This is a genomic window from Streptococcus sp. oral taxon 431 (assembly GCF_023115445.1).
In the GTDB taxonomy this organism is placed as follows: domain Bacteria; phylum Bacillota; class Bacilli; order Lactobacillales; family Streptococcaceae; genus Streptococcus.
In genome coordinates this window covers 192,007-218,145 of sequence record NZ_JALDUI010000001.1, presented here as the reverse complement: position 1 = coordinate 218,145, position 26,139 = coordinate 192,007, and the positions used below count along the sequence as shown (strand labels likewise).

Here is a 26,139-nt window from a genome sequence, read left to right as displayed (position 1 = left end):
ATTAAATTATTTAAAAAAAGTTTCTAAAAATACTTTACAAGTATCTGAAAACATGATATAGTAATGAAGCTTAGAAAATGAGATGATGTTTTCTAGTAAATATAAACCCGAGTAAAAAATGCCTACGGACAGGCAGGGTTGAATGCCGAAGCGTGGTTGAAAAGCCACATTATTGATAGGGTTAAAAGCCTACTTTTATAAGTTGATGTTAGGACATTTGTCCTAATTCGTATAGATTTGTTAGTGTGGTGAAAGCACACGTCATCTTGTGAAACGATCAATAAAGTACGTAATATTTGCTACTAGAGAGTTAGGAAACATCAGGAACAGACATACTCAAAAGAAACAAACATAAACACGTCAGTAGATTGTAGAGCAGGTGCCAACCTGCTCTTTTTTCATAAGTATCCTTTAGAGGCTTGCATTGTCAAGGTGTAAAAAATATGATAAAGGAGTATGTCTTTATAATGTTAAATCAAAACCAAGCTCCCATCTATGAAGGATTGGTCAAGTTACGAAAGAAAAGAATTGTACCGTTTGACGTACCTGGTCACAAGCGTGGCCGTGGAAACCCAGAGTTGGTTGAACTTTTAGGGGAAAAATGTGTAGGCATAGATGTCAACTCTATGAAGCCCTTGGACAACCTAGGACATCCTATCTCGATTATCCGAGAAGCAGAGGAGTTAGCAGCAGAGGCTTTTGGTGCTGCTCATGCCTTTTTAATGATTGGTGGCACAACATCATCTGTTCAAACTATGATTCTCTCCACCTGTAAAGCGGGAGATAAAATTATCCTTCCTCGAAATGTCCATAAATCAGCCATCAACGCTCTAGTTTTATGTGGTGCTATTCCCATCTATATCGAGATGAGTGTGGATCCAAAAATCGGTATTGCTTTGGGGCTTGAAAATGATCGTGTAGCACAAGCTATAAAGGACCATCCCGATGCTAAGGCCGTCCTAATTAACAATCCAACCTACTATGGTATTTGTTCAGATCTTAAGGGGCTAACAGAGATGGCCCACGCTGCAGGAATGAAAGTCTTAGTAGACGAGGCACACGGTGCTCATCTCCACTTTACAGATAAACTTCCTCTATCTGCTATGGATGCAGGAGCAGATATGTCAGCCGTATCTATGCATAAGTCTGGTGGTAGCTTGACACAAAGTTCACTTCTTTTAGTTGGGGATCAGATGAATCCTGAGTACGTGCGTCAAATCATTAACCTGACCCAATCAACATCAGCATCCTATTTGTTAATGTCTAGTTTGGATATTTCACGCCGCAATCTGGCCCTTCGTGGTAAAGAGTCATTTGAGAAGGTCATTGAGCTATCTGAGTATGCTCGTCGTGAAATCAATGCCATCGGTGGCTACTATGCCTACTCAAAAGAGTTAGTAGATGGCGTGACCGTTTGTGATTTTGACGTTACCAAGCTGTCAGTCTACACTCAGGGAATTGGTTTAACAGGTATTGAAGTTTATGACCTCTTACGGGATGAATATGACATTCAGATTGAGTTTGGTGATATTGGCAATATCTTGGCCTACATTTCGATTGGGGACCGTATCCAAGATATTGAACGCTTGGTTGGTGCTCTGGCTGACATCAAGAGACTCTACTCAAGAGATGGGAAGGACTTGATTGCTGGAGAATATATCCAACCTGAGTTAGTGCTGTCTCCTCAGGAAGCCTTCTATTCAGAGAGAAGAAGTTTAACCCTGGACGAGTCCGTTGGGCAAGTCTGCGGGGAATTTGTCATGTGTTACCCTCCAGGTATTCCTATCCTAGCACCTGGTGAACGCATTACACAAGGTCTTGTCGATTATATTCAATTTGCCAAAGAACGTGGTTGTTCTCTCCAAGGAACGGAAGATCCAGAGGTCAACCACATTAATGTCATTGAGAGAAAGGAGAAGTAAATGGATTTATGGTTTTCTGAAGTTCATACTCCAGATGTGAAATTGTCTTTGAGAACAGCTAAGCAACTTTACGCAGGTAAAAGTGAATGGCAGGATATCGAAGTTTTAGACACGCCTGCTTTTGGGAAGATATTGATTTTAAATGGGCACGTCTTGTTTTCAGATGCAGATGATTTTGTCTACAATGAAATGACTGTTCACGTGCCTATGGCTGTGCACCCTAATCCTAAGAAAGTCTTGGTTATTGGGGGTGGTGACGGTGGTGTTGCCCAGGTATTAACTCTCTATCCAGAATTGGAACAAATCGATATCGTGGAACCAGATGAGATGCTGGTTGAGGTTTGTAGAGAATATTTTCCCGATTTTGCTGCTGGTCTTGATGATCCTCGTGTTACCATCTACTACCAAAATGGACTTCGCTTTTTACGAAACTGTGAAAATGATTACGACATTATCATTAACGATGCGACTGATCCCTTTGGTCATACGGAAGGGCTCTTTACCAAGGAATTTTACGGCAATAGTTATAGGGCTCTTAAAGAGGACGGAATCATGATCTATCAGCATGGTAGTCCCTTCTTTGACGAAGATGAGTCAGCTTGTCGAAGCATGCACCGCAAGGTTAATCAAGCCTTTCCAATCAGTCGAGTTTATCAGGCACATATCCCTACCAGTCCTGCAGGCTATTGGTTATTTGGGTTTGCATCGAAAAAATACCACCCTGTCAAAGATTTTGACAAGGAAGGTTGGAAAAAACGCCAGCTTTTCACAGAATACTACACTGCAAACTTACATGTAGGAGCCTTTATGCTGCCCAAGTATGTAGAAGACATTTTAGAAGAAGAGGAAGGAAGAAAATGAGTCGTTTATTAGTTATCGGATGTGGGGGCGTTGCCCAGGTTGCTATTTCAAAGATTTGTCAAGACAGCGAAACTTTTAAAGAGATTATGATTGCAAGCCGTACCAAGTCAAAATGTGATGACTTGAAGGCTAAATTAGAAGGTAAAACAAATACTAAGATTGAGACAGCTGCTCTTGATGCTGACAAGGTAGAAGAAGTGATTGCCTTGATTGAAAGCTACAAACCAGAAGCTGTTTTGAACGTAGCTCTACCATACCAAGATTTGACTATTATGGATGCTTGTTTGGCAACAGGTGTGCACTATATTGACACAGCTAACTACGAGGCAGAGGATACAGAAGATCCTGAGTGGCGTGCCATCTATGAGAAACGTTGTAAGGAACTTGGTTTTACTGCCTACTTTGACTACTCATGGCAGTGGGCTTACCAAGAAAAATTCAAGGAAGCTGGATTAACCGCTCTGCTTGGATCTGGTTTCGACCCAGGTGTGACCAGCGTCTTTTCAGCATATGCACTCAAACATTATTTTGATGAAATCCATTATATCGACATTTTGGACTGTAATGGTGGTGACCATGGTTATCCATTTGCGACAAACTTTAACCCAGAAATCAATCTACGTGAGGTTTCTGCACCAGGTTCTTACTGGGAAGATGGAAAATGGGTAGAAGTCGAAGCTATGTCTATCAAACGTGAGTATGATTTCCCTCAAGTTGGGCAAAAAGACATGTATCTCCTTCACCATGAAGAAATTGAATCATTAGCAAAGAATATTCCAGGAGTTAAACGCATTCGCTTCTTTATGACCTTTGGTCAATCTTACTTGACGCACATGAAATGTCTTGAAAATGTTGGACTCCTCCGTACAGATACTATTAACTTCAATGGACAAGAAATCGTTCCAATTCAATTCTTGAAAGCCTTGCTTCCAGATCCTGCAAGCCTTGGCCCACGCACTGTTGGTAAAACCAATATCGGCTGTATCTTTACAGGTGTCAAAGATGGCGTTGAGAAGACTATCTACATCTACAATGTTTGCGACCACCAGGAATGCTACGCAGAAGTTGGTTCACAGGCAATTTCTTACACAACAGGTGTTCCTGCCATGATTGGAACAAAATTAGTGATGGATGGTACTTGGAAACAACCAGGAGTTCATAACCTTGAAGAGTTGGATCCAGATCCATTCATGGAAGCCTTGAATAAATACGGTTTGCCATGGGTTGTGGTTGAAAATCCACAAATGGTGGACTAATGAAGTTAGAACAAGTACCAACACCTTCTTATATCATTGACTTAGGAAAATTAGAGGAGAATTGCCGCATTCTACAAGAGGTTCAAGAAAAGGCAGGCTGTAAGGTGTTGCTAGCTCAAAAGGCCTATTCCCTCTATAAAACCTATCCTTTGATTAGTCAGTATCTGTCTGGTACGACAGCTAGTGGTCTCTATGAAGCTAAGCTAGCTAGAGAAGAGTTCCCGGGAGAAGTCCATGTCTTTGCGCCTGCTTTCAAGGAAGCTGACATGGAAGAGTTGCTTCAAATATCTGATCATATTGTTTTTAACTCTGAGAGACAATTACGAAAATATGGTCAACCTTGTCGTGAAGCTGGTATTAGTGTAGGTCTACGCATCAATCCTCAATGTTCAACACAAGGAGATCACGCGCTCTATGACCCTTGTGCTCCTGGATCCCGTTTTGGAGTGACATCAGACAAGATACCGAGTGATTTGCTGGACTTGGTGGACGGCCTTCATTTTCATACTCTTTGTGAGCAAGGGGCAGATGATTTACAAACGACTTTGAAAGCAGTAGAAGAGCAGTTTGGAGCCTATTTGCATGAGGTCAAATGGCTCAATATGGGAGGCGGACACCACATTACGAGAGCCGACTATGATGTGGACTTGCTGATTTCTGAGATTAAACGTATTCGTGAAACCTATAACCTTGACGTCTATATCGAACCAGGAGAAGCGATTGCACTCAATGCTGGTTATTTAGCTACTGAAGTCTTAGACATCGTTGAAAATGGGATTGAGACTTTAGTCTTAGATGCTTCAGCAAGTTGTCATATGCCAGATGTCCTTGAGATGCCCTATCGTCCCCCATTGAGAGATGGCTTTGAAGCGAAAGAAAAAGCCTATACTTATAGATTATCTTCCAATACCTGCCTAACAGGTGATATTATTGGCGACTATAGTTTTGAAAATCCAGTTGAGATTGGAGATAGATTGTACTTCGAGGATATGGCAATCTACTCCTTTGTTAAGAATAATACCTTTAACGGGATTGGACTTCCAAGTTTGTATGTGATGGATAAAGAGGGTGAGTGCAGTCTAGTCAAATCCTTCGGCTACCAAGACTTTAAGGAGAGATTATCATGATGGATAGTCCAAAAAAATTAGGCTATCGTATGCCAGCAGAGTATGAACCCCACCATGGGACTCTCATGATATGGCCTACTCGACCAGGGTCTTGGCCTTTTCAAGGTAAGGCATCTAAAAAAGCTTTTAGTCAGATTATCAAAACCATTACTCAGGGAGAAACAGTTTATCTTTTGGTGGAGCAGGACTATCTATCTGAAGCCCAATCCTATCTTGGAGACCAGGTCGTTTATCTAGATATCCCAACAAATGATGCCTGGGCTCGTGATACAGGTCCGACCATTCTCCTTAATGATAAAAGGGAAAACTTGGCGGTAGATTGGTCTTTCAATGCTTGGGGTGGCTCATATGACGGTCTTTATCAAGACTATGAAGCAGATGACCAAGTGGCCAGTCGCTTTGCAGAAGTTTTAGAGATACCTGTTTACGATGCCAAACCTTTTGTACTGGAAGGTGGTGCTATACACAGTGACGGCCAAGGAACCATTCTTGTGACTGAAAGTTGCCTTCTTAGTCCTGGTCGCAATCCTCACATGACTAAAGAGGAGATTGAAAAGACCTTACTAGAGAGCCTTGGAGCTGAAAAAGTCATCTGGCTTCCTTATGGTATTTATCAAGATGAAACCAATGAACACGTTGACAATGTGGCAGCCTTTGTTGGTCCAGCGGAGATTGTTTTAGCTTGGACGGACGACCAAGACGATCCCCAGTATGCCATGTCTGCAGCTGATTTAGCTCTCTTAGAGAAGGAAACTGATGCAAAAGGCCGTTCCTTTACCATTCATAAACTTCCGATTCCAGCTATCCATCAAGTAGTGACGGAAGAAGATTTGCCAGGCTATTCATATGAAGAAGGCGAAGAGGAGCGCTATGCTGGTGAGCGTTTAGCAGCATCCTATGTGAACTTCTATATTGCCAATAAGTCTGTCTTGGTGCCACAATTTCAGGACGAAAACGACCAAGTGGCCTTGGATATCCTGAGTAAGTGTTTCCCAGACCGTGAAGTCGTCGGAATCCCTGCAAGAGATATTCTTTTAGGTGGTGGAAATATCCACTGTATTACCCAACAAATTCCAGAATAGGAGAAAAAGATGAGAAATGTAACGGTTGCAGCTATTCAAATGCAATGCGCTAAGGATGTGGATACGAATATCCAAACAGCCGAACGTTTAGTACGTCAAGCTACTGAGCAAGGGGCGCAAATTATTCTCTTGCCTGAGTTGTTTGAACGTCCCTATTTCTGTCAGGAACGTCAGTATGACTACTACCAGTATGCCCAGTCGGTGACAGAAAATACTGCTATTCAGCATTTTAAGGTGATTGCTAAGGAGCTAAAAGTCGTTTTACCAATCAGTTTCTACGAAAAGGATGGTAATGTTTTGTACAATTCTATTGCTATCATTGATGCAGATGGAGAAGTACTAGGCGTTTATCGGAAGACGCATATACCAGATGACCATTATTATCAAGAAAAATTCTTCTTTACTCCTGGAAATACTGGTTTTAAAGTTTGGGATACTCGCTATGCCAAGATTGGTATTGGGATCTGCTGGGACCAGTGGTTCCCTGAAACTGCCCGTTGTCTTGCCTTAAATGGCGCAGAATTACTCTTTTACCCAACAGCAATCGGTTCGGAGCCTATTTTGGATACAGATAGTTGTGGTCATTGGCAACGCACCATGCAGGGACACGCTGCAGCAAATATCGTCCCAGTTATTGCGGCTAATCGTTATGGCGTAGAAGAAGTTCAACCTTGCGAGGAAAATGGAGGGCAAAGTTCTATCCTTAACTTCTACGGTTCATCCTTTATGACCGACGAAACAGGAGCTATCTTGACCCAAGCAGAACGACAAGGCGAAGCCATCCTCTTAACAACTTATGACCTCAACAAAGGAGCAAATGAACGCCTAAACTGGGGCTTGTTTAGAGACAGAAGACCAGATATGTATAAAGATATTGTCAGATAATAACAAAAAGTAGCCAGCTCAGGCTACTTTTTTAAAATTCTTTGTAAACATAAGTATTTTCGGGTTTGTCTACTTTGATGAAGGACTGGACTTCAAGGGTTGGGAGGACTTGGTTGAGTTCTTTGTGATAGTGATTCCTAATCTTGCCTTTGACTCTCACCCAAGTGTTATTTTCGTAGTGATTAGTGTTTCCAGTGGTCAAAAGGCCAAAAACTCCAGAATCAGCGATACAGTGCATAATACCAAAGCGAAAAACAAATTGACTCTTGGTATGGTTTGGATCGTTGTAGACAAAGCCAGTAAACTCGATTTCCTTACCTTCAAATTCGTTTGGAAAATCGTAGATAGCTTCCATGACCTCCAGGTAATTTTCATCATTTATAACTATACTAGATTGAGCTAAGTATTTATCAGCACTCTTTCGAATAATATTTTCATGAGCTGTTTGTGAATAAAAGCGACTGGTATCCGGCTTAAGATACTGACTGCTCGTTCCTTCACTTGCTTGGATTGCCTTGTCAGTTCCTTCCGACAAAGGGAAATAATATCCTTTTGCCGATACTGTTTGTGAATCCAGAGTGACAGTTGGAAATGTAAATCCAACTAACAAGGGTAAACTTAAGAGGACAAAACTAGCAAGCTTGGCTGAAAAACTATGTAAGTGACTGTGTTCTTTCAAACGCTTGAAGCAAATATAGGCTTGAACGATGGCTAGTAACAATGACAAAACCATGCTGATATAAGCCAGATAAGAGTAGTGGAGGTTTATATACTGATTGAGCTTACCTGATAGGTGCAGATAAAGGGTTAAGATAAAATAGCCAAATAAGATAAAAAATCGTATCATAGCATCACCCCGACTAGATAAGAATAGACAAGAACAACAAGAGTTACAATTGTCATGAATTGCCAAATAAAGCGAGTTTTGAGATAATTCTTCATCATGAGGAGGTTCTTGACATCAAGCATGGGACCTATAACCAGAAAAGCAAGCACTGGAGCAAAGCCAAAACTTGATAGAAGAGAAGATCCAATAAATGCATCCGCTTCACTACAGAGTGATAGAAGGAAGGATAAGACCATCAGAAGAACAATCGCAAGTAGTGGTGTTGCGCTGATAGATGTCAGAACCCGAGTTGGTACATAGACCTGGACTATGCTGGCAAAAAGACAGCCAAAGACCAAGTAACGCCCCATATCAAAGAATTCATCAATAGCTTGGATAAAGACCTGAAGCAGTTTTTGACTTTTTGACAAGTGAGAAAAATCATGCTCATGGCAAGCCAATCTATTTTCCTTTTGAATAGGTTCCTCCCAGAAAAATCCAAGAAAGATACCCAATATAGTAGCAACTAGAATAGCGCCCAAAGATCTTAGGAAAACCATTTGAATTGAATTACCAAAGGCTGAATAAGTCGCAAAAAGTACGATGGGATTGATGATAGGAGCCGTTACTAGAAAAGATACCGCTGTATAGCTTGGAACCTTTTTTTCTAAAAAGCGATTGATGATAGGGACAATCCCACACTCACAAGAGGGAAAGAGGAAACCGATGAAGCTACCAAAAAAGATTCTCCCCAAACGATTTTTAGGGAGAAATTTATAAACCTTCTCAGGAGTCACATAGACTTCAATGGCACCAGAGATGATGCTACCGATTAAGACGAAGGGTAAAGCTTCAATAATAATTGAAAGAAAAATAGCGCCAGCTTGTAGCACACTAGAAGGTAAACTTTGAAAGAGTGTCATCTATTTTTTCTTTTCTGCCTTATCTTTCTTTTCTTTGTCATCTGGAAATGTTACTTGCTTCAAGTCAGGTAGTTTAGCGAATTCTTCGAACATCTTATCTAAGTCATCAGTTTTTGTAAATTTAACAGCCATAAGGCATACCTCGATTCTTTTAATTAACACTATTATACTATTATTTCTAAGAAATAGTTGGATTTTAAAATAAACATGGCTTTTATCTTTATAAAGTTGAAATAAAGCAACAAATTAATGAAAACAAGCTTTCGCGCTTATGGTATAATAGTTTCATGGATAAAAAATATGAAAAAATTTCCCAAGATTTGGGTGTAACTTTAAAGCAGATTGATACTGTCTTGTCTTTGACAGCAGAAGGAGCAACTATCCCCTTTATCGCCCGTTATCGGAAAGATATGACTGGAAGTCTAGATGAGGTAGCCATTAAGGCTATTATCGACCTCGATAAGAGTTTAACTGCTCTAAATGATCGTAAGGAAGCCGTCTTAGCAAAAATCAAAGAGCAAGGCAAGCTAACTAAGGAGTTAGAAGAAGCTATTTTAGCTGCTGAAAAACTCGCAGATGTAGAAGAACTCTATCTTCCCTATAAGGAGAAACGTCGCACCAAGGCAACGATTGCGCGTGAGGCTGGACTTTTTCCGCTTGCTCGTTTAATTTTACAAAATGTTTCTAACCTAGAAAAAGAAGCAGAAGCTTTTGTCTGTGAAGGATTCGAGACTCCACAAGATGCTTTAGCAGGTGCAGTTGATATTTTGATTGAAGCTCTCTCTGAGGATGTCAACTTACGTTCAATGACTTATCAAGAGGTCCTTAGACATTCTAAGATTACATCTCAACTTAAAGACGAAACTCTTGATGAAAAACAAGTCTTTCAGATTTATTACGATTTCTCAGAAACAGTTGCAAACATGCAAGGTTACCGTACGCTTGCCCTTAATCGTGGTGAGAAGCTAGGCATTTTGAAAATTGGCTTTGAGCATGCGACTGATCGTATTCTATCTTTCTTTAGTGTTCGTTTTAAAGTTAAGAATGCTTATATTGACGAAGTTATTCAGCAATCTGTTAAGAAAAAAGTATTACCAGCTATTGAGCGTCGTATTCGTACAGAATTAACAGAAAAGGCAGAAGAAGGAGCTATCCAACTCTTCTCAGAAAACCTTCGAAATCTTCTCCTTGTTGCACCTCTTAAAGGGCGCGTGGTCCTTGGATTTGACCCTGCCTTTCGTACAGGTGCTAAGCTTGCAGTTGTAGATGCGACTGGGAAGATGCTGACGACCCAGGTCATTTATCCTGTCAAACCAGCCTCTGCCCGTCAGATTGAGGAAGCTAAGCGCGATTTGGCAGATTTGATTGGCCAATACGGTGTTGAAATTATCGCTATCGGAAATGGAACTGCTAGTCGTGAAAGTGAAGCTTTCGTCGCTGAAGTACTTAAAGATTTTCCAGAAGTCAGCTATGTCATTGTCAATGAGAGTGGTGCGTCTGTTTACTCAGCTAGTGAACTTGCCCGTCAGGAGTTCCCAGAACTAACCGTTGAAAAACGTTCGGCTATCTCAATTGCTCGCCGTTTGCAAGACCCGCTTGCTGAGTTGGTTAAAATCGATCCTAAATCCATCGGTGTCGGTCAATATCAGCACGATGTTAGTCAGAAAAAACTGTCTGAAAGTCTGGACTTTGTTGTTGATACAGTAGTGAACCAAGTCGGTGTCAATATCAATACAGCTAGTCCAGCCTTGCTTTCACATGTCGCAGGACTAAACAAAACGATCTCAGAAAATATTGTTAAGTATCGTGAGGAAGAAGGAAAAATCACTTCACGCGCTCAAATTAAGAAGGTTCCTCGTTTAGGTGCCAAAGCATTTGAACAGGCAGCAGGCTTCCTCCGTATTCCTGAAAGCAGCAATATCCTTGACAATACTGGTGTTCACCCAGAAAACTATGCAGCGGTCAAGGAACTCTTCAAACGCTTAGATATTAAAGACCTAAATGAAGAAGCGCAAGCCAAGCTAAAATCCGTTTCAATCAAGGAAATGGCTCAAGAGCTAGAACTTGGCCAGGAAACTCTTAAAGATATTATTGCTGATCTTCTCAAACCAGGTCGTGATTTCCGTGAATCCTTTGATGCTCCAGTCCTTCGTCAGGATGTCTTGGATATCAAAGACTTACAAGTTGGCCAAAAGCTTGAGGGAGTTGTGCGCAACGTCGTTGACTTCGGTGCCTTTGTTGATATCGGTATTCATGAGGACGGTCTCATTCATATCTCTCACATGAGTAAGAAATTTATCAAACATCCAAGTCAGGTAGTGTCTGTCGGTGATTTGGTAACCGTTTGGGTTAAAAAAATCGATGCTGACCGTGAAAAAGTGAATCTGTCGCTTCTTGCACCAAATGAATCTAACTGATTACGTTAAACAGGTCTCTTTAGAGGATTTTGAAAAACCATTCAAACACCAAGCTCAATGGAATACTCGTCTACGGTCGACAGGTGGACGATTTTTCCCAAAAGATGGTCATTTGGATTTTAATCCCAAGGTTTATCAAGAACTTGGTTTAGAGGTTTTTCGTAAAATTGTTCGTCATGAGCTCTGCCATTATCATCTTTACTTTGAAGGTAGAGGCTATCAGCATAAGGATTTAGCCTTTAAGCAACTTCTAAAAGAGGTCGACGGTCTCCGCTTTGTTCCTTCCTTATCAAGTGCTAATCAAAAGCCAAACTTAGTCTATACTTGTCAGACTTGTCACCAAAACTATCAAAGAAAGCGAAAAATCGATACTAAGCGTTATCGTTGTGGTCTCTGTCGTGGAAAGCTCCTCTTGTTAAATCGGCCTAAGGACTGATGTAGCAAATCTAGCTTAGTGCTATACTAAGATTAAGAAATCCGAAAGAGGAATAAATTATGAATACAAAATTTTATAAAATGAGAAGAAATCGTATGGTATCAGGTGTACTTGCAGGTCTATCTGATAAGTGGAATCTTGATGTAACCCTAGTTCGTTTCCTTTTTGCAATCTTTACAATCGCAAACTTTGGACTCGGAATTATTATCTACATTATCCTAGCTTCGATCCTACCAACAAAAGAAGATATCGAAGCTGAAATGTATGGAACAGGCCCACGCAAGATCAAAGAAGCCCAGCCTATCAATGATGACGAAGGTTGGTTTTGGTAAAATAAATAATCAAATAATAAGCTAATTCTATATTGGATTAGCTTTTTTTATGATTGTTAAACTGACAGATAAAATGTTATAATATATTAAAAATGATTAGTTAGGATTTTATGATGGCAAACGAAAACGATTTGTTTGAATTACAAGTATCTGACCCTGATATTGATTATGAACAATTACTTGGTTTAGAGAGTTCTTTAGAAGATAACTTAAAAGACATAGCAGAACACATCGATCAACTTGATATAGATAGAGAAAAATTACAAAATAACGAATATCTTCAAGAATCTATTGAGAATATAGTTTGGGAACAAGTACAACTTCAACTTGCTGCCCAAATAGGTGAAGAGTTTATTAAAGTTAACAATGGCCAAACTCTAGATTTACGAAAAGAAGCACATATACAAACTGCTGAAAATTTTGAAAAGGGGAAATTTGCGACTCATAATAGAGACGTTGATTATCAAGAAAGATATGCTACTTGGCAGAATAATTTTACAACAAATAAAAATGGAGAAAGAGTTCTAAAAAAAGATGCTCGTACTTTTTTTGATAAGGGTAGAGATATGGGTTCTGCTGCCATTAATAAAGACCATACAGTATCCATTAAAGAACAATTAAATGATGTTGAAATGGCAACATTTTTCTCTAAAGATCAAGTTAAAGATTTTGCAAATAGTTCAAAAAATTTGCATGATTTAGATGCTTCTGCAAATAAATCAAAGGGTGACAAAACAATGACTGAATTTTTAAATTCGGAAAGAGATGGATTGAAGCCTGAAGAGCGCTTTAATATTGATAGAAAGCAGTTAGAGAAAGATGATCGAGAGGCTAGAGAAGAACTTCATAAAAGAAAACAAGAAAATAAAGAAAAAGCTATTCAATCTGGTAAAAAATCACGGCGTGATGAAGCATTGAAAGTTTCAGGTAAGGCATTAAAGGCTGCTATTTTCCAACTTTTATCAGAGTTTTTAAAGGAAATAATCAAGAAATTTATAGTTTGGTTGGGTGAAAAGCATAAGAATTTCAATTCATTCCTTGAAAAATTAAAAGAAGCTGTCTCTAATTTTGTTTCAAATTTATCAAACCATATTTTAAATGTTGGTAAATCAATCTTAACAATGCTTGTAACTTCTATTTTTGGAACAGTCGGTGAAGTATTTTTAAAGGTTTGGACATTTATAAAACAGGGATGGTCATCTCTAAAAGATGCTATTGATTATTTGAATAACCCTGAAAATAGTTCCAAAGATATTAATATTATTATTCTCGAACTTGGGAAAATAATTACTGCAGGTATAGTTGTCACAGGAGGACTGGCTTTGGGAGAAATAATTGGTAAATCTCTCATTGCCATTGCGCCTCCACTTGCAGTAGAAATACCTATTCTAGGCTCATTGGCTAGTATTATCGGAACATTTATGGGGGCTACTGTCGCTGGTATAACAGGTGCCTTCGTATTAAAAATGATTGATCAGCAAATTGTCAATAAACAAATTTCTGAACTAAGTTCTAAAAAAATTGATCAAAATAATGAAATGTTAGTCATTCAAGATCAATTGTTAGATGTCAAAAATATTAAGCTACAAGTTGAAAAAAATTCAATCGTTAGTACCATTAAAGAAAGACACGATGTGGCTGCAACTTTAATGAAAGAAAAACTATCTGATATTTTTTCTGAGTCTACAACAGACGATAAAAGTGATTTTGATGAGATTGATGCATTATTACAAGAATTATTAGATTAGGGAGATAAATATGGAAAAAGAAGTAATTGAGCAAGAACAGGAAAAATTCGAAATAAAACTTAGCCACCATGATTTCGATGAGGCAAAAAAACATCTGAAAGAATTTGCTGAACAAAGTCGAGATGATTTGTATTTTGATAAGGTTAGAACTCATGAAGAATTATTTGGTTTTGGTCTTGATTTTGTTGAGCATGGAGTTACTGGTAAAGAGTTTAACACTTTAGTAGAACAAGTTCAAAATTACATTTCAAGATTTTATGAAGATCAACAGAAATTAACTGAAGAATTTGGTCAAGTTTATAAAGCTTTAGAATCTCTAGATAAAGATTATATTCATGCAATTCTTTCTTCGGTAGCAGCAATCGATCATACCAATAAGAAAATTTTAAAAGAGCAAGCTCGTATTGATAAAACAATCGAGAAACAGACATCTACACTCTTAGCACTTAAGCAATTTAAAGAAAAATTAAATGAAAACAATCATAAAGAATCCATTGAGGAACATGAGGAGCGACTTTCTAAATTAGACGATAGAATCGTAAGCTTAGAGGATGCAGTAAGCACGCTTCCTTTAGAACCAGTCTCTCACACTGCTGAGATTGAAGAACTAAGAAAAGAGTTGAAAGAAAGTAGACAACAAATTCAATATATTTCTAATCGACTCCTTACACTTTTTATCATATCCGGAGTAACTATTGGAATGTTAATTATTGCATTACTTTTTATGTTTTTGAGGTAAATTATGAGTACATCCCGTGACAGGCTAATTGAAGCTGCTAAAAAATTAGATCGCCAGAGCCAGATGGACGGTGACGAATTTTATTTCAAAAAAGTTAATGAAATTATCAACGATCGTTATGACACGAAGAAAATATCTGAATTATATCAACATATATATATGCTTCAACATGTACATAGAAGAAATAAGATAACTCCAATGCTAAAAGAATTATCTGATACTTTAGCTTGTTATCTGGGTTACTCTTATATTTCCGAAATATTCGAGAAAGAAGCAGATAAGAAAAAAAACTCTTCCTTAGATGAGTTGATGAATGAATTGAATCAGTTAGTTGGTTTATCAAAAGTTAAAGAGGAAGTGCGTAGATTGGTTATCTACCAGAAGATTCAAGCCAAAAGAAAAGAGTCTGGGCTAAAAGTACCAAAGAGAACTTTACATATGGCGTTTATGGGGAATCCTGGTACTGGAAAGACGACAGTGGCCAGAATTGTAGGTCGGATGTATTATCAATTAGGTCTTCTTTCAAAGGGGCATTTTACCGAAGTCTCCAGAACAGATTTAATCGCTGGTTATCAAGGTCAAACTGCTTTAAAAGTAAAAAGTGTCATTGAAAAAGCAAAAGGTGGCGTTTTATTCATAGATGAAGCTTATAGTATTACAGAAAATGACAATACTGATTCATATGGAAGAGAATGTTTAACTGAACTTACAAAAGCATTAGAGGATTCAAGGGATGATTTAATTGTCATCGTGGCTGGTTATACAGAGCCTATGAATCATTTCTTTCAATCAAATCCTGGTCTGAAGTCCCGATTTAATTACTTTATTAATTTTGAAAACTATTCTTCTACAGAGCTAATAGATATACTCGAAACATTGGCAAGAAAAGATGACTATCAATTAAGTGATGAACTAAAAGAAAGATTATCTTCTTATTTTACCGATGAATTAGAAGCTAAGGTAGAAAATTTTTCAAATGGTCGCTTTGTAAGAAATTTATATGAAGATTTAATTATGAATCAAGCTGTTCGGTTAAATAATACTAAACAATATTCATCTCAGGAACTTTCATTGTTAGAATTAGAAGATTTTATTAGTTGATTAGGATTAATTTATAGACTTATAATTGAAGGACTTTCTAAGGATATAGATCTAACCAATATAGAACTTTAGTAATTAATATTCAAAGTTACTAAGGCATGACTAAGCAAAAAAGATACCGCGCGGTATCTCTTTTAAATACTAAACAACTGACCCAATAGATAGGTCACTCCCATGGTTAAAAGACCGATACAAAGGTTACGAATCATAGCTGTTTTCGTTGGGGCTTTCCCGAGTCTTGCACTGGTGTAACCTGTAATCAATAGAGAAATCGCAACGATAAAGACAGTAGCAGCGATTCTGTATTCGCTTGGGAAAATAATAATCGAAAGCATTGGTGGTAGGCTACCAAGAACAAAAGCGATGAAGCTAGATGTCGCAGCATGCCAAGGATTGGTAAACTCTTCATACTCGATTCCGTATTTTTCCTCAACTAAGGCTTTAAGTGGATTTTTTAGAAAGGCTTTATTGACTAAAAGTTGAGCTGAAGTTTCACACTCACCATTTTGAAGATAAGCAGCATAGAGAGATTTCTTTGCAGCTTCGATATCCTTATCTAAAAGTAATTGCTCACGGGCTACAGCAGCTTCTTCAGTGTCTTTTTGAGTTGATACAGAGACATATTCACCTCCAGCCATAGAGAAGGCTCCTGCAAGGATTGCGGCCAATCCTGAGAGAAAGATAATCCAGATATTGCTGGTTGCACTGGCAACCCCGATAACAACTCCAGCGATAGAAATAATCCCGTCATTAGCTCCAAGAACCCCAGCACGGAGGATATTTAGACGACCTGCAAAGTTTGTATCTATTTCATGTTTATTTTCTGACATAGTATTCTCCTTTATAACTATTATAAAGGATGGAAAAAATTAAGACAAACGTTTTAAACTATCTGAAAAAAGTTCTACAATTCTAATAAAAGATAGCTAGTTTTCTCAATCAGGCATAGCCATAGCTATTTCTTATGCCAAGATATAACAAAGTTGTATTTGTAACTGACTGCCATAGATGATACAATTAATTTGATGAAATCTTTGGAGGACTCACAATGACTCGTGAATTTAAATTTGAAACTCTTCAATTGCATGCAGGACAAGTGGTAGATGCCACTACCAAGTCTCGTGCTGTACCAATTTACCAAACAACATCTTTTGTATTTGAAGATACCCAAGAAGGAGCAGAACTTTTTGCCCTTCAAAAGGCTGGAAATATCTATACTCGTATTACCAATCCAACAACATCAGCCTTTGAAGAGCGTATCGCTGCCCTTGAAGGTGGAGTAGGTGCACTTGCAACAGCTTCTGGGATGGCAGCCCTTACCTATACAATTCTTGGACTAGCTCACGCAGGAGACCATGTAGTTGCGGCATCTACTATCTATGGTGGTACTTTTAACCTATTGAAAGAAACTCTTCCTCGTTATGGAATCACCACAACTTTTGTTGATATTGATAATCTAGAAGAGGTAGAAGCAGCGATTAAAGACAATACTAAACTTGTCTTGATTGAAACCTTGGGAAATCCTGTTATCAACATTCCTGATATCGAAAAAATCGCTGAAATTGCTCACAAACATCAGATTCCATTAGTTGCTGACAATACATTTGCAACACCTTATCTTATCAATGTCTTTTCTCATGGTGTAGACATTGCAGTTCACTCAGCAACTAAGTTTATCGGTGGTCACGGTACAACTATTGGTGGTGTCATCGTTGATAGTGGTAAGTTTGACTGGGCTGCTTCAGGGAAATTCCCTCAATTAGTCGAAGAAGATCCAAGCTACCACAATATCAGTTATACTCGTGATGTTGGTGCTGCAGCCTTTATCGTGGCTGCTCGCGTGCAATTGCTTCGTGATATGGGAGCTGCCCTTTCACCGTTTAACTCATTCTTACTCTTACAAGGTCTTGAAACACTTTCTCTTCGAGTTGAACGCCATGTTCAAAATGCTGAGAAAATCGTTGATTTCCTTGTGAACCATCCAAAGGTTGAAAAAGTCAACTATCCAAAACTTCCAGATAGCCCTTACCACGCATTAGCTGAGAAATATTTACCAAAAGGTGTTGGTTCAATCTTTACTTTCCACGTTAAAGGCGGAGAAGCAGAAGCACGTAAAGTGATTGACAACTTGGAAATCTTTTCAAACTTAGCTAATGTAGCAGATGCTAAATCATTAGTAGTTCACCCTGCAACTACAACACATGCTCAGTTGTCTGACTCAGATCTAGAAGCAGCAGGAGTAACTAAAAATCAAATCCGTCTTTCAATTGGTCTTGAAAATGCTGATGATTTGATCGAAGATTTGCGACTAGCTCTTGAAAAAATCTAAAAATAACTAGTTTTTATCTAATTAAGCATCCTTCTCACGAATAATAAAGTGAGGAGGATTTTATGTATAGTATTTCATTTCAAGAAGATTCACTCTTGCCAAGAGAACGGCTGGTGACAGAAGGAGTAGAGAGTTTGAGTAATCAGGAATTACTTGCTATTTTACTCAGAACAGGAACTCGTCAATCAACTGTTTTTGAAATTGCTCAAAAAGTATTGAATCAATTAAGTTGCTTAACTGATTTGAAAAAAATGACCCTACAAGAACTACAGGGATTATCAGGTATTGGTAGAGTGAAAGCTATTGAGTTGCAAGCCATGATTGAACTGGGCCATCGTATTCATAAACAAGAAACCATTGAGGCAGAGAGTATTCTCAGTAGTCAAAGGTTGGCTAAAAAGATGCAAGCTGAGCTGGGAGATAAAAAACAAGAGCACCTGGTGGCGCTCTATCTTAATACTCAAAATCAAATCATTCATCAGCAAACCATTTTTATCGGCTCAGCTACTAGAAGTATTGCTGAACCACGGGAAATTCTCCACTATGCTTTAAAGCATATGGCAACATCTGTGATACTGGTTCATAATCATCCATCTGGTGCTGTCATGCCAAGTAGAAATGATGACCATGTTACGAAGCTTGTCAAAGAAGCCTGTGAATTAATGGGTTTGGTCTTATTGGACCATTTAATTGTCTCACACTCCGATTATTTTAGTTATCGTGAGAAGACGGATCTCATATAAATGAATTTAATACAAAACTCATCTCTATAGAAAATAATTACATAATAAAAAGCATCATTTCGAGCTTTTTGAACACCTGAAATAATGCCTTTTTCTTTTTTAAACCTTTTTGACCCAGCCACTTACAATTTATTAACGACATAGTCAAAGAGCTTCTTATCCTTGGGACGATTTTCATAGAGACTCTCAGGATGCCATTGAACACCGAGAAAGCGGATCTGATCAGTTGTCATTACAGCCTCGATAATGTTATCTTTTGGATCATAGGCGATAACCTTGAGATTAGGAGCCAAGTCCTTAATGCTCTGGTGGTGGAATGAATTGATATGGGAGATTTCCCCGTAAATTTCTCTAAGAATGTTATCTGGCTCTGTTGCCAAGCGCTGAGTGGTGTATTCGGCAGTAGAGTCTTGCCAGTGGTCTTCAATATCTTGAAACAAGGTACCACCCATAGCAACATTAAAGAGTTGAGTCCCACGACAAACAGAAAAAATCGCTTTGTTTTGCTGGATAGCTTCTTTTATCAGAGCTAACTCAAATATATCTCTCTGTAAGTGGTAGTCATCACTGTCAATGGTTTTTTCTTCATTATAAAACTTAGGATCGACATTTTGCCCACCAGTAAGGATGAGCTTATCTACCATTGAAACATAAGCACGAGCCATGTCTTCATCACCGATGGGTAAAATAAGAGGTATACCACCTGCTTCTTTGACCCCTTCGACAAACCCCTTGATACAATAACTCATCATCAACTCATCATCAGGATGAGTTTTTTCATTTCCAGAAATCCCAATAATTGCTTTGGTCATATATGCTTTCGCTTTCTAATCCTCTTTTCTCATGAAATAGAGGAGAGTTTGCAATTCACTCGTTAAATCAACATACTGGACAACAACATCTTTTGGTAGTTGGAGGTGAACAGGTGAAAAGCTTAGAATCCCTTTGATACCAGCTTCAACCAGGAGATTAGCTACTTCTTGTGATTTGACGCTAGGAACAGTTAGGATAGCAGTTTTTACATCTGCATTTTTTATTTTATCTTTGATTTGGGAAATTCCATAAATTGGGATTCCATCGGGAGTTTTTGTCCCAACCTCAGGATGATCATCCAAATCAAAAGCCATAATGATTTTCATTTTGTTTCGTTCGTGGAAACGGTAGTGAAGGAGAGCGTGCCCCATATTACCAATACCCACCAACATAACATTTGTAATAGAATTATCATTTAGAAGATCAGCAAAAAACGTCATTAGTTTTTTGACATCGTAGCCAAATCCACGGCGACCAAGTTCACCAAAGTAGGAAAAATCTCGTCTAACGGTAGCAGAATCAATACCAATGGCCTCGGCAATTTGTTTTGAGTTGGCTCTTTCAATCTTTTCTGCATGAAATCTTTTAAAGATACGATAATAAAGAGAAAGTCTCTTTGCTGTTGCTTTTGGAATAGCAGACTGTTTTTCTTTCACAAAATCACAACCTTTCTAAATACTATTTTATAGAAAGATTGTGAAAAAATCAACAAAAATAAGAAAAAACTAAGAAAAATCTTAGCTTATCTTCGTAAAATCATAGTGAGATAGAAAACGATAGAGATTTCCCAGAAGCCCCTGATAGATTTCTTTTCCATTATAGGTCAGAGAAGTAATGACAGTAGTATCTGGAAGAGTCACACAGCCTGAAAGTGATAGCATGAGTGCTTCATAATCTTCGTATTCTAAAACGCGATCGACTTGATAGGTGTCTTTGTAAGTTAATCGAAACATGATTGCCTTCTATCTTTCGCTTTTAGTAAAGACATCACGTTCAACAAGACTATCCATCAAGAAGTAAAATTTCTCTTGGTGGATATGAGTTTTTTCTGACTTAAAGATATCGACTAAACGTAGACCAAATTTATCAGTGATGTTGATTTTTGCACCTGTTAAGTCTTTGTTGATGATAATCTTAAGTTGGAAACCTTCCCCACTATTTGGAACTTTTTCAAGAAGACGTGTTAGTTCATAGTTACCAACCTTAGTTTCAAAAAAAGTGTTATCTTTTAGAGTGAACTTTTTGACGGTTGGGCTAAGTGTGTAATTATAACGGCAATTTTTAAGACTAATGGTTTTTTCGAATGCCATTGAGTTAACCTCCAATGATTTCTTTTAGAGTTTGTGCGAGAGTGATTATTTCTTGCTCTGTATTTTGAGGTGAAATGCTGACGCGAACGGATTCGTGTAAGCGAGGAGAGTCTTCACCGTAGAAAGCCTGAAGAACATGACTAACTTGAACGACACCTGCAGTACAAGCAGAGCCAGTTGAAATAGAAATACCTTCAAGATCTAGACGAAGGAGTAGTAGATCATTACGTTGACCTGGGAATCCAATATTAAGGACATAAGGTAGCTGGTCATTTCCTTGATTGAGGTAATAGTCTGTGTCAGCCATTTCCTTTAAGAATGTTTCTTTTAGTTTTTGAACCTTTTCAAAGTTTTGTGCTTGGTTTTCAAGATCATCCTTTAGAGCTGCTACCATTCCCACAATGGCAGGAAGATTTTCTGTTCCTGCTCTTTTTTTCTGCTCTTGTTCGCCACCATGAAGGTAGGAGTCAAAATCTGTAGATGCAGCATAGAGAAAACCAACTCCTTTTGGACCATAAAATTTGTGTGCAGAAGCGCTAAGAAAATCAATTCCCAATTTTTCGGGAAGAATCTCTAATTTACCAACTGCCTGAACCGCATCGACATGATAGACGGCTGGATGATTTTTTAGAACTTCCCCAATTTCAGCAATAGGTAAAAGTGTACCAGTTTCATTGTTTGCAAACATAGTAGAAACAAGAATGGTATCTTCACGAAGTGCATTTTTGACTTGGTCTGCAGTGATTTCTTGATGTTCAGGCTGTAATATAGTCACTTCAAAACCGAAATTTTCAACCAAGTATTTGATGGGTTCTAGAACAGCATGGTGCTCAATCGCAGTAGTGATAATGTGCTTTCCACGATTTTGATGGCGAAGGCAGTAGCCGATGATAGCAGTATTATTGCTTTCAGTGCCACCAGTGGTAAAGAATATATGTTGTGGCTTTGTTCCTAGTAAACTAGCTAGTTCTTGACGAGCTTCTCGTAATAGTTTACCTGCTTGGCGCCCATGGCCATGAATACTAGAAGGGTTGCCATAAGTTTCTTGCATGACTTGAGTCATTGCTGAGATAGCTACTGAAGACATCGGAGTCGTTGCAGCATTATCCAAATAAATCAAAAACTCACCTAATTTCTATTTAAATAGTGGACTAACTGGTTTTCTTTCATGAATACGAACCATAGCATCACCAATCAATTCGCTAGCAGTGATGTATTGCACGTTTTTAGGTTTTCTACTTTCTGTCAAAACAGAATCTGTAACCAAGATTTCCTTAATATTTGTTGCATCTAATAACTCTGCAGCACCGTTAACAAATAGACCATGACTTGAAACCGCATAGATTTCAGTTGCGCCGTCACGCTCTAAAATTTTAGCAGCTTCAGAGAAGGTACGGCCAGTGTTCAGAATGTCATCAATCAAGATTGCCTTTTTACCTTCGACATCTCCGATAATGTAACCTTGACTGCGTTCAGAATCATCTTGTGCATAATCAATGATGGCAATTGGAGCATCTAGGTATTCTGCAAGACTACGCGCACGTTTTACACCAGAGTTTTTAGGACTGACAACAACCACATCTGAACCAGTCAAACCTTTATCGCAGTAATGTTTTGCAAAAAGTGGAATGGTATAGAGATTATCTACAGGAATGTCAAAGAATCCTTGAACCTGAACGGCATGGAGGTCAAGAGTCAATACACGACTAACTCCAGCTTTCACCAACATATTTGCAACCAGTTTTGCAGTAAGTGGTTCGCGAGAAGAAGCGATACGATCTTGGCGAGCGTAGCCGAAGTATGGAAGTACAACGTTAATAGTATTAGCACTAGCGCGAACACAAGCATCAACCATAATCAAGAGTTCCATCAAGTGGTTATTTACTGGATAACTAGTTGATTGGATGATATAAACATCATATCCACGAACACTTTCTTCGATGTTAACTTGGATTTCACCATCTGAAAATTGGCGTGAAGATACTTTTCCAAGTGGAACACCTGCAGCATCTGCGATTCTTTGAGCAATTTCCTGGTTGGAAGATAGTGCGAAAAGTTTCATGTTTTTTGTATCTGACATCGATAAACCGTCCTCTTTAAACTAAGTGAATCGCTGTAGTGAAACACTTTTAGTGATAAATGCTCTCTACAACAGATTCTATTATTTTTCATCCCTTTTATTTTATCAAAAAAAGAAGATTATTTCAGTATTTTTTCATATTTTCTATAAAACGAACCAATTTTGAAGGAGCTTTTTTGTAATGGATTTCATTGGCTTGTAAAAATTCTTGGAAATCAAGACTACCTTGGTTGCCATCTTCCACTTCTAATTCAAGCTCATAGTCAACAATATCAAAGTATTCGCTTTGATCAAGTGCCATGAGTCCGATCGGAGTTTGCTTTTCGTAGCGAACAGTAGTTAGACAACCTAAAACTACCCAGCCACTGGTTGAAAGTCCACGGCTAGTCAATTCGTCAAGAATCATTCCTTGCGGAAGTTTACATTCTTTAAGACAATGGTTTGCTTCCTCAAGGCTTAGATCTTGATTGTACTCCATATTTCCAACTTTTTGTGGGATTTTTATGGTCAATTCAGCGCTATTTTCAAAAGTACGAATGCGCATAGCGATTTTATGTTGGCGAAGGTAAAAATCAGGCGTGTCTAGGTAGTAATTTCTTTGTGTAATAGGTGTAACTCCTGAAAAGTGATCCTGCAATCTTTGATATTCATCCTTGTTTAGAAGTGTTTTCATTTCAATTTCTAAATGTTTCATTTTTTTTACTTTTTCCTTATCTTTGAAAGCGATTGTATGGTATAATAAGCATTGTATTTATTGTATAAGATTTTTCCTAGAAAATCAAAAACTAGATAAATCGAAGTGTATAGAGAATTGGATGAAAAAGATATATGATTACAGAATGGGAAGAATTTTTAGATCCTTACATTCAGGCTGTCGGAGAGCTGAAGATAAAACTCCGAGGTATTCGAAAACAATACCGCAAACAAAATAAACATTCTCCAATTGAGTTTGTAACTGGTCGAGTCAAACCGATCGAAAGTATAAAAGAAAAAATGGCTCGTCGAGGGATTGGATACGATACGTTGGAACAGGACTTGCAAGATATTGCAGGTTTACGCGTCATGGTTCAATTTGTAGATGACGTGAGCGAGGTTGTTGCCATCCTTCGAAAGAGGCAAGACATGAGAGTGGTACAAGAACGTGACTACATTACTCATCGAAAGGCTTCAGGCTATCGTTCTTACCATTTGATTATTGAGTATACAGTTGATACGATCAAGGGGGCAAGAACGATTCTGGTGGAGATTCAGATTCGTACCTTGGCTATGAATTTCTGGGCTACCATCGAGCATTCTCTCAATTATAAATATCAAGGGGATTTTCCAGAAGAAATTAAGAAACGTCTGGAAATCACAGCAAGAATCTCTCACCAATTGGATGAAGAAATGAGTAAAATTCGTGATGATATCCAGGAAGCACAGGCACTCTTTGATCCATTGTATAGAAAGTTAAATGACGGGGTAGGTAATAGTGACGATACCGATGAAGAATACAGGTAAACGAATTGATCTAATCGCTAATCGCAAACCTCAAAGTCAAAGAGTCTTATATGAATTAAGAGATCGACTAAAAAAGAATAACTTTATATTAAATGATAAACATCCCGATATCGTCATTTCCATAGGTGGGGATGGGATGCTTTTGTCTGCTTTTCATAAGTATGAAGACCAGCTGGATAAGGTTCGCTTCGTTGGTGTTCACACAGGTCATTTAGGTTTCTATACGGATTATCGTGATTTTGAACTAGATCAATTGCTTACAAATTTACAGTTGGATACTGGGGCTCGTGTGTCTTACCCACTGTTAAATGTAAAGATATTTTTGGAAAATGGAGAAGTGAAAATTTTCCGTGCTTTGAATGAGGCTAGTATTCGGAGAGCTGATAGGACTATGGTTGCCGATATTATCATTAACCAAGTGCCATTTGAACGTTTTAGGGGAGATGGCCTGACGGTATCGACGCCAACTGGCAGTACAGCCTATAATAAATCTCTTGGTGGAGCTGTTTTGCACCCTACTATTGAGGCCCTACAATTGACAGAAATTGCGAGTCTTAACAATCGTGTCTACAGAACCTTAGGTTCTTCTATCATTGTGCCTAAGAAGGATAAGATAGAATTGATACCAACTCGTAATGACTATCATACGATTTCTGTTGACAATAGCATTTATTCTTACCGTAATATTGAAAGAATAGAATACCAGATAGACCATCATAAGATTCATTTTGTAGCAACACCAAGCCATACTAGTTTTTGGAATCGTGTCAAGGATGCCTTTATTGGTGAGGTGGATGAATGAGGTTTGAATTTATTGCTGACGAACACGTCAAGGTAAAGACTTTTCTGAAAAAGCATGAAGTCTCTAAAGGATTGCTGGCCAAAATCAAGTTTCGAGGCGGAGATATTCGCGTAAACGGTCATCCACAAAATGCAACTTATCTTTTGGATATTGGAGATGTGGTTGTCATCGACATTCCTCCTGAGGAAGGTTTCGAGACACTGGAAGCAATTGATTATCCACTGGAGATTCTGTTTGAAGATGATCATTTCTTAATCCTAAACAAACCCTTTGGTGTGGCCTCGATTCCTAGTGTCAATCATTCCAATACCATTGCCAACTTTATCAAGGGCTACTATGTGAAACAGAACTATGAAAATCAGCAGGTTCACATTGTAACCAGACTAGATCGCGATACTTCGGGTCTCATGCTTTTTGCTAAACATGGTTATGCTCATGCTAGACTAGACAAGCAGTTGCAAAAGAAAGCCATTGAAAAGCGCTATTTTGCACTCGTTAAAGGAGATGGTTTTCTGGAACCTCAAGGTGAAATCATTGCCCCGATTGCCCGTGATGAAGATTCAATCATTACTAGACGAGTGGCAAAAGGTGGTAAATATGCCCATACTTCCTATCGAATAGTGCAGTCTTATGGCAATATTCATCTAGTTGATATTCGACTACATACGGGAAGGACACACCAGATTCGTGTTCATTTCTCCCATATCGGTTTCCCTTTGCTTGGCGATGATCTCTATGGTGGTAGTCTTGAACATGGCATAGAGCGTCAAGCTCTGCATTGCCATTACTTATCGTTTTATCATCCTTTTCTTGAAGGGCAGTTGGAGATGGAAAGTCCACTGCCGGATGATTTCAACACCCTTATTACTCAGTTATCAAATAATAATTTATCTTAAAAGGAGTAAAA

At 38.4% G+C, this 26,139-nt stretch carries 28 protein-coding genes; 17 read left to right on the top strand and 11 right to left on the bottom strand.

The window, feature by feature from the left end; translation table 11 throughout:
- Positions 1-467: 467 nt before the first annotated feature.
- The 6 genes from M1R56_RS01065 to aguB are packed head-to-tail and all read left to right on the top strand — an operon-like array spanning position 468 to position 7,133.
- Positions 468-1,922: an aminotransferase class I/II-fold pyridoxal phosphate-dependent enzyme gene (locus tag M1R56_RS01065; RefSeq protein WP_248034274.1), complete on the top strand. Its 1,455-nt coding sequence runs from the start codon at positions 468-470 to the stop codon at positions 1,920-1,922.
- Positions 1,923-2,783, top strand: a complete 861-nt coding sequence (speE, locus tag M1R56_RS01060) for a polyamine aminopropyltransferase (RefSeq protein WP_248034273.1) — start codon at positions 1,923-1,925, stop codon at positions 2,781-2,783. It begins immediately after the preceding gene.
- On the top strand, positions 2,780-4,039 hold the full coding sequence (locus tag M1R56_RS01055) for a saccharopine dehydrogenase family protein (protein WP_248034272.1): 1,260 nt from the start codon (positions 2,780-2,782) through the stop codon (positions 4,037-4,039). Before speE ends, M1R56_RS01055 begins: the two co-directional genes overlap by 4 nt.
- Positions 4,039-5,166 carry a carboxynorspermidine decarboxylase gene (nspC, locus tag M1R56_RS01050; protein ID WP_248034271.1) on the top strand — a complete coding sequence of 376 codons (1,128 nt, stop codon included), beginning with the start codon at positions 4,039-4,041 and terminating at the stop codon, positions 5,164-5,166. Before M1R56_RS01055 ends, nspC begins: the two co-directional genes overlap by 1 nt.
- Positions 5,163-6,248 (top strand): agmatine deiminase, encoded by a 1,086-nt coding sequence (gene aguA, locus M1R56_RS01045; RefSeq protein ID WP_248034270.1) that lies wholly within the window; start codon positions 5,163-5,165, stop codon positions 6,246-6,248. Before nspC ends, aguA begins: the two co-directional genes overlap by 4 nt.
- Positions 6,249-6,257: 9 nt before the next feature.
- Positions 6,258-7,133: an N-carbamoylputrescine amidase gene (gene aguB / locus M1R56_RS01040; protein ID WP_248034269.1), complete on the top strand. Its 876-nt coding sequence runs from the start codon at positions 6,258-6,260 to the stop codon at positions 7,131-7,133.
- Between the two features lie 31 nt (positions 7,134-7,164).
- Here the strand turns inward: aguB and M1R56_RS01035 are convergent, their stop codons facing one another.
- Genes M1R56_RS01035 through M1R56_RS10040 form a run of 3 tightly spaced genes read right to left on the bottom strand, consistent with a single transcriptional unit; the run spans position 7,165 to position 9,014 of the window.
- On the bottom strand, positions 7,165-7,980 hold the full coding sequence (locus M1R56_RS01035) for a TIGR03943 family protein (RefSeq protein ID WP_248034268.1): 816 nt from the start codon (positions 7,978-7,980) through the stop codon (positions 7,165-7,167).
- Positions 7,977-8,882, bottom strand: a complete 906-nt coding sequence (locus tag M1R56_RS01030; protein WP_248034267.1) for a permease — start codon at positions 8,880-8,882, stop codon at positions 7,977-7,979. Before M1R56_RS01030 ends, M1R56_RS01035 begins: the two co-directional genes overlap by 4 nt.
- A complete protein-coding gene (locus M1R56_RS10040) occupies positions 8,883-9,014 on the bottom strand; it encodes an SPJ_0845 family protein (RefSeq protein WP_000268695.1) in 132 nt (43 codons plus the stop codon).
- A 155-nt stretch (positions 9,015-9,169) separates the two neighbouring features.
- Between M1R56_RS10040 and M1R56_RS01025 the strand changes: the two genes are divergently transcribed.
- The 6 genes from M1R56_RS01025 to M1R56_RS01000 all read left to right on the top strand — a co-directional run bounded on the left by M1R56_RS01025 (position 9,170) and on the right by M1R56_RS01000 (position 15,655).
- Positions 9,170-11,299 (top strand): Tex family protein, encoded by a 2,130-nt coding sequence (locus M1R56_RS01025; RefSeq protein WP_248034266.1) that lies wholly within the window; start codon positions 9,170-9,172, stop codon positions 11,297-11,299.
- On the top strand, positions 11,286-11,735 hold the full coding sequence (locus M1R56_RS01020; RefSeq protein WP_248034265.1) for a SprT family protein: 450 nt from the start codon (positions 11,286-11,288) through the stop codon (positions 11,733-11,735). Before M1R56_RS01025 ends, M1R56_RS01020 begins: the two co-directional genes overlap by 14 nt.
- 59 nt (positions 11,736-11,794) lie before the next feature.
- Positions 11,795-12,067: a PspC domain-containing protein gene (locus M1R56_RS01015; protein WP_045762960.1), complete on the top strand. Its 273-nt coding sequence runs from the start codon at positions 11,795-11,797 to the stop codon at positions 12,065-12,067.
- A gap of 113 nt (positions 12,068-12,180) precedes the next feature.
- Positions 12,181-13,815: a hypothetical protein gene (locus M1R56_RS01010; RefSeq protein WP_248034264.1), complete on the top strand. Its 1,635-nt coding sequence runs from the start codon at positions 12,181-12,183 to the stop codon at positions 13,813-13,815.
- Positions 13,816-13,825: 10 nt separating this feature from the next.
- Positions 13,826-14,554, top strand: a complete 729-nt coding sequence (locus M1R56_RS01005) for a hypothetical protein (RefSeq protein ID WP_248034263.1) — start codon at positions 13,826-13,828, stop codon at positions 14,552-14,554.
- A gap of 3 nt (positions 14,555-14,557) precedes the next feature.
- The gene (locus M1R56_RS01000; RefSeq protein ID WP_248034262.1) at positions 14,558-15,655 is read left to right on the top strand and encodes an AAA family ATPase; all 1,098 of its coding nucleotides are present in this window, start codon (positions 14,558-14,560) and stop codon (positions 15,653-15,655) included.
- 134 nt (positions 15,656-15,789) lie between these two features.
- On the opposite strand, the gene M1R56_RS00995 is transcribed toward M1R56_RS01000, so the two are convergent.
- Positions 15,790-16,485, bottom strand: coding sequence for a VIT family protein (locus M1R56_RS00995; protein ID WP_248034261.1), 696 nt, complete (start codon positions 16,483-16,485; stop codon positions 15,790-15,792).
- A 218-nt stretch (positions 16,486-16,703) separates the two neighbouring features.
- On the opposite strand from M1R56_RS00995, the gene M1R56_RS00990 reads away from it, so the two are divergent.
- Together M1R56_RS00990 and radC are read left to right on the top strand one after the other, a co-directional pair.
- Positions 16,704-17,984, top strand: a complete 1,281-nt coding sequence (locus M1R56_RS00990) for an O-acetylhomoserine aminocarboxypropyltransferase/cysteine synthase family protein (RefSeq protein WP_248034260.1) — start codon at positions 16,704-16,706, stop codon at positions 17,982-17,984.
- Positions 17,985-18,046: 62 nt separating this feature from the next.
- Positions 18,047-18,727, top strand: a complete 681-nt coding sequence (gene radC / locus M1R56_RS00985) for a DNA repair protein RadC (protein ID WP_248034259.1) — start codon at positions 18,047-18,049, stop codon at positions 18,725-18,727.
- A gap of 122 nt (positions 18,728-18,849) precedes the next feature.
- On the opposite strand, the gene M1R56_RS00980 is transcribed toward radC, so the two are convergent.
- From M1R56_RS00980 to M1R56_RS00950, 7 genes are all read right to left on the bottom strand, one after another.
- Positions 18,850-19,539 carry a gamma-glutamyl-gamma-aminobutyrate hydrolase family protein gene (locus M1R56_RS00980; RefSeq protein ID WP_248034258.1) on the bottom strand — a complete coding sequence of 230 codons (690 nt, stop codon included), beginning with the start codon at positions 19,537-19,539 and terminating at the stop codon, positions 18,850-18,852.
- A gap of 15 nt (positions 19,540-19,554) precedes the next feature.
- Positions 19,555-20,196 carry a redox-sensing transcriptional repressor Rex gene (locus M1R56_RS00975; RefSeq protein WP_248034257.1) on the bottom strand — a complete coding sequence of 214 codons (642 nt, stop codon included), beginning with the start codon at positions 20,194-20,196 and terminating at the stop codon, positions 19,555-19,557.
- A gap of 81 nt (positions 20,197-20,277) precedes the next feature.
- Entirely contained in the window at positions 20,278-20,493 is a 216-nt protein-coding gene (locus M1R56_RS00970; RefSeq protein WP_070460469.1) for a DUF4649 family protein, read from the bottom strand.
- A gap of 9 nt (positions 20,494-20,502) precedes the next feature.
- Positions 20,503-20,850, bottom strand: a complete 348-nt coding sequence (locus tag M1R56_RS00965; RefSeq protein WP_248034256.1) for a DUF1831 domain-containing protein — start codon at positions 20,848-20,850, stop codon at positions 20,503-20,505.
- Positions 20,851-20,854: 4 nt separating this feature from the next.
- A complete protein-coding gene (locus tag M1R56_RS00960) occupies positions 20,855-21,970 on the bottom strand; it encodes a cysteine desulfurase family protein (RefSeq protein WP_248034255.1) in 1,116 nt (371 codons plus the stop codon).
- 15 nt (positions 21,971-21,985) lie between these two features.
- A complete protein-coding gene (locus M1R56_RS00955) occupies positions 21,986-22,930 on the bottom strand; it encodes a ribose-phosphate diphosphokinase (RefSeq protein ID WP_049526337.1) in 945 nt (314 codons plus the stop codon).
- A 124-nt stretch (positions 22,931-23,054) separates the two neighbouring features.
- Positions 23,055-23,624 (bottom strand): CYTH domain-containing protein, encoded by a 570-nt coding sequence (locus tag M1R56_RS00950; protein WP_248034254.1) that lies wholly within the window; start codon positions 23,622-23,624, stop codon positions 23,055-23,057.
- Positions 23,625-23,758: 134 nt separating this feature from the next.
- Here M1R56_RS00950 and M1R56_RS00945 point away from each other — a divergent pair, with 134 nt between their 5' ends.
- The 3 genes from M1R56_RS00945 to M1R56_RS00935 are packed head-to-tail and all read left to right on the top strand — an operon-like array spanning position 23,759 to position 26,128.
- On the top strand, positions 23,759-24,430 hold the full coding sequence (locus tag M1R56_RS00945) for a GTP pyrophosphokinase family protein (protein WP_049509203.1): 672 nt from the start codon (positions 23,759-23,761) through the stop codon (positions 24,428-24,430).
- Positions 24,414-25,232, top strand: a complete 819-nt coding sequence (locus M1R56_RS00940; RefSeq protein WP_025171265.1) for an NAD kinase — start codon at positions 24,414-24,416, stop codon at positions 25,230-25,232. The genes M1R56_RS00945 and M1R56_RS00940 overlap by 17 nt, the downstream gene beginning before the upstream one ends.
- Positions 25,229-26,128, top strand: a complete 900-nt coding sequence (locus M1R56_RS00935) for an RluA family pseudouridine synthase (protein WP_248034253.1) — start codon at positions 25,229-25,231, stop codon at positions 26,126-26,128. The genes M1R56_RS00940 and M1R56_RS00935 overlap by 4 nt, the downstream gene beginning before the upstream one ends.
- The last annotated feature ends 11 nt before the right edge of the window (positions 26,129-26,139 follow it).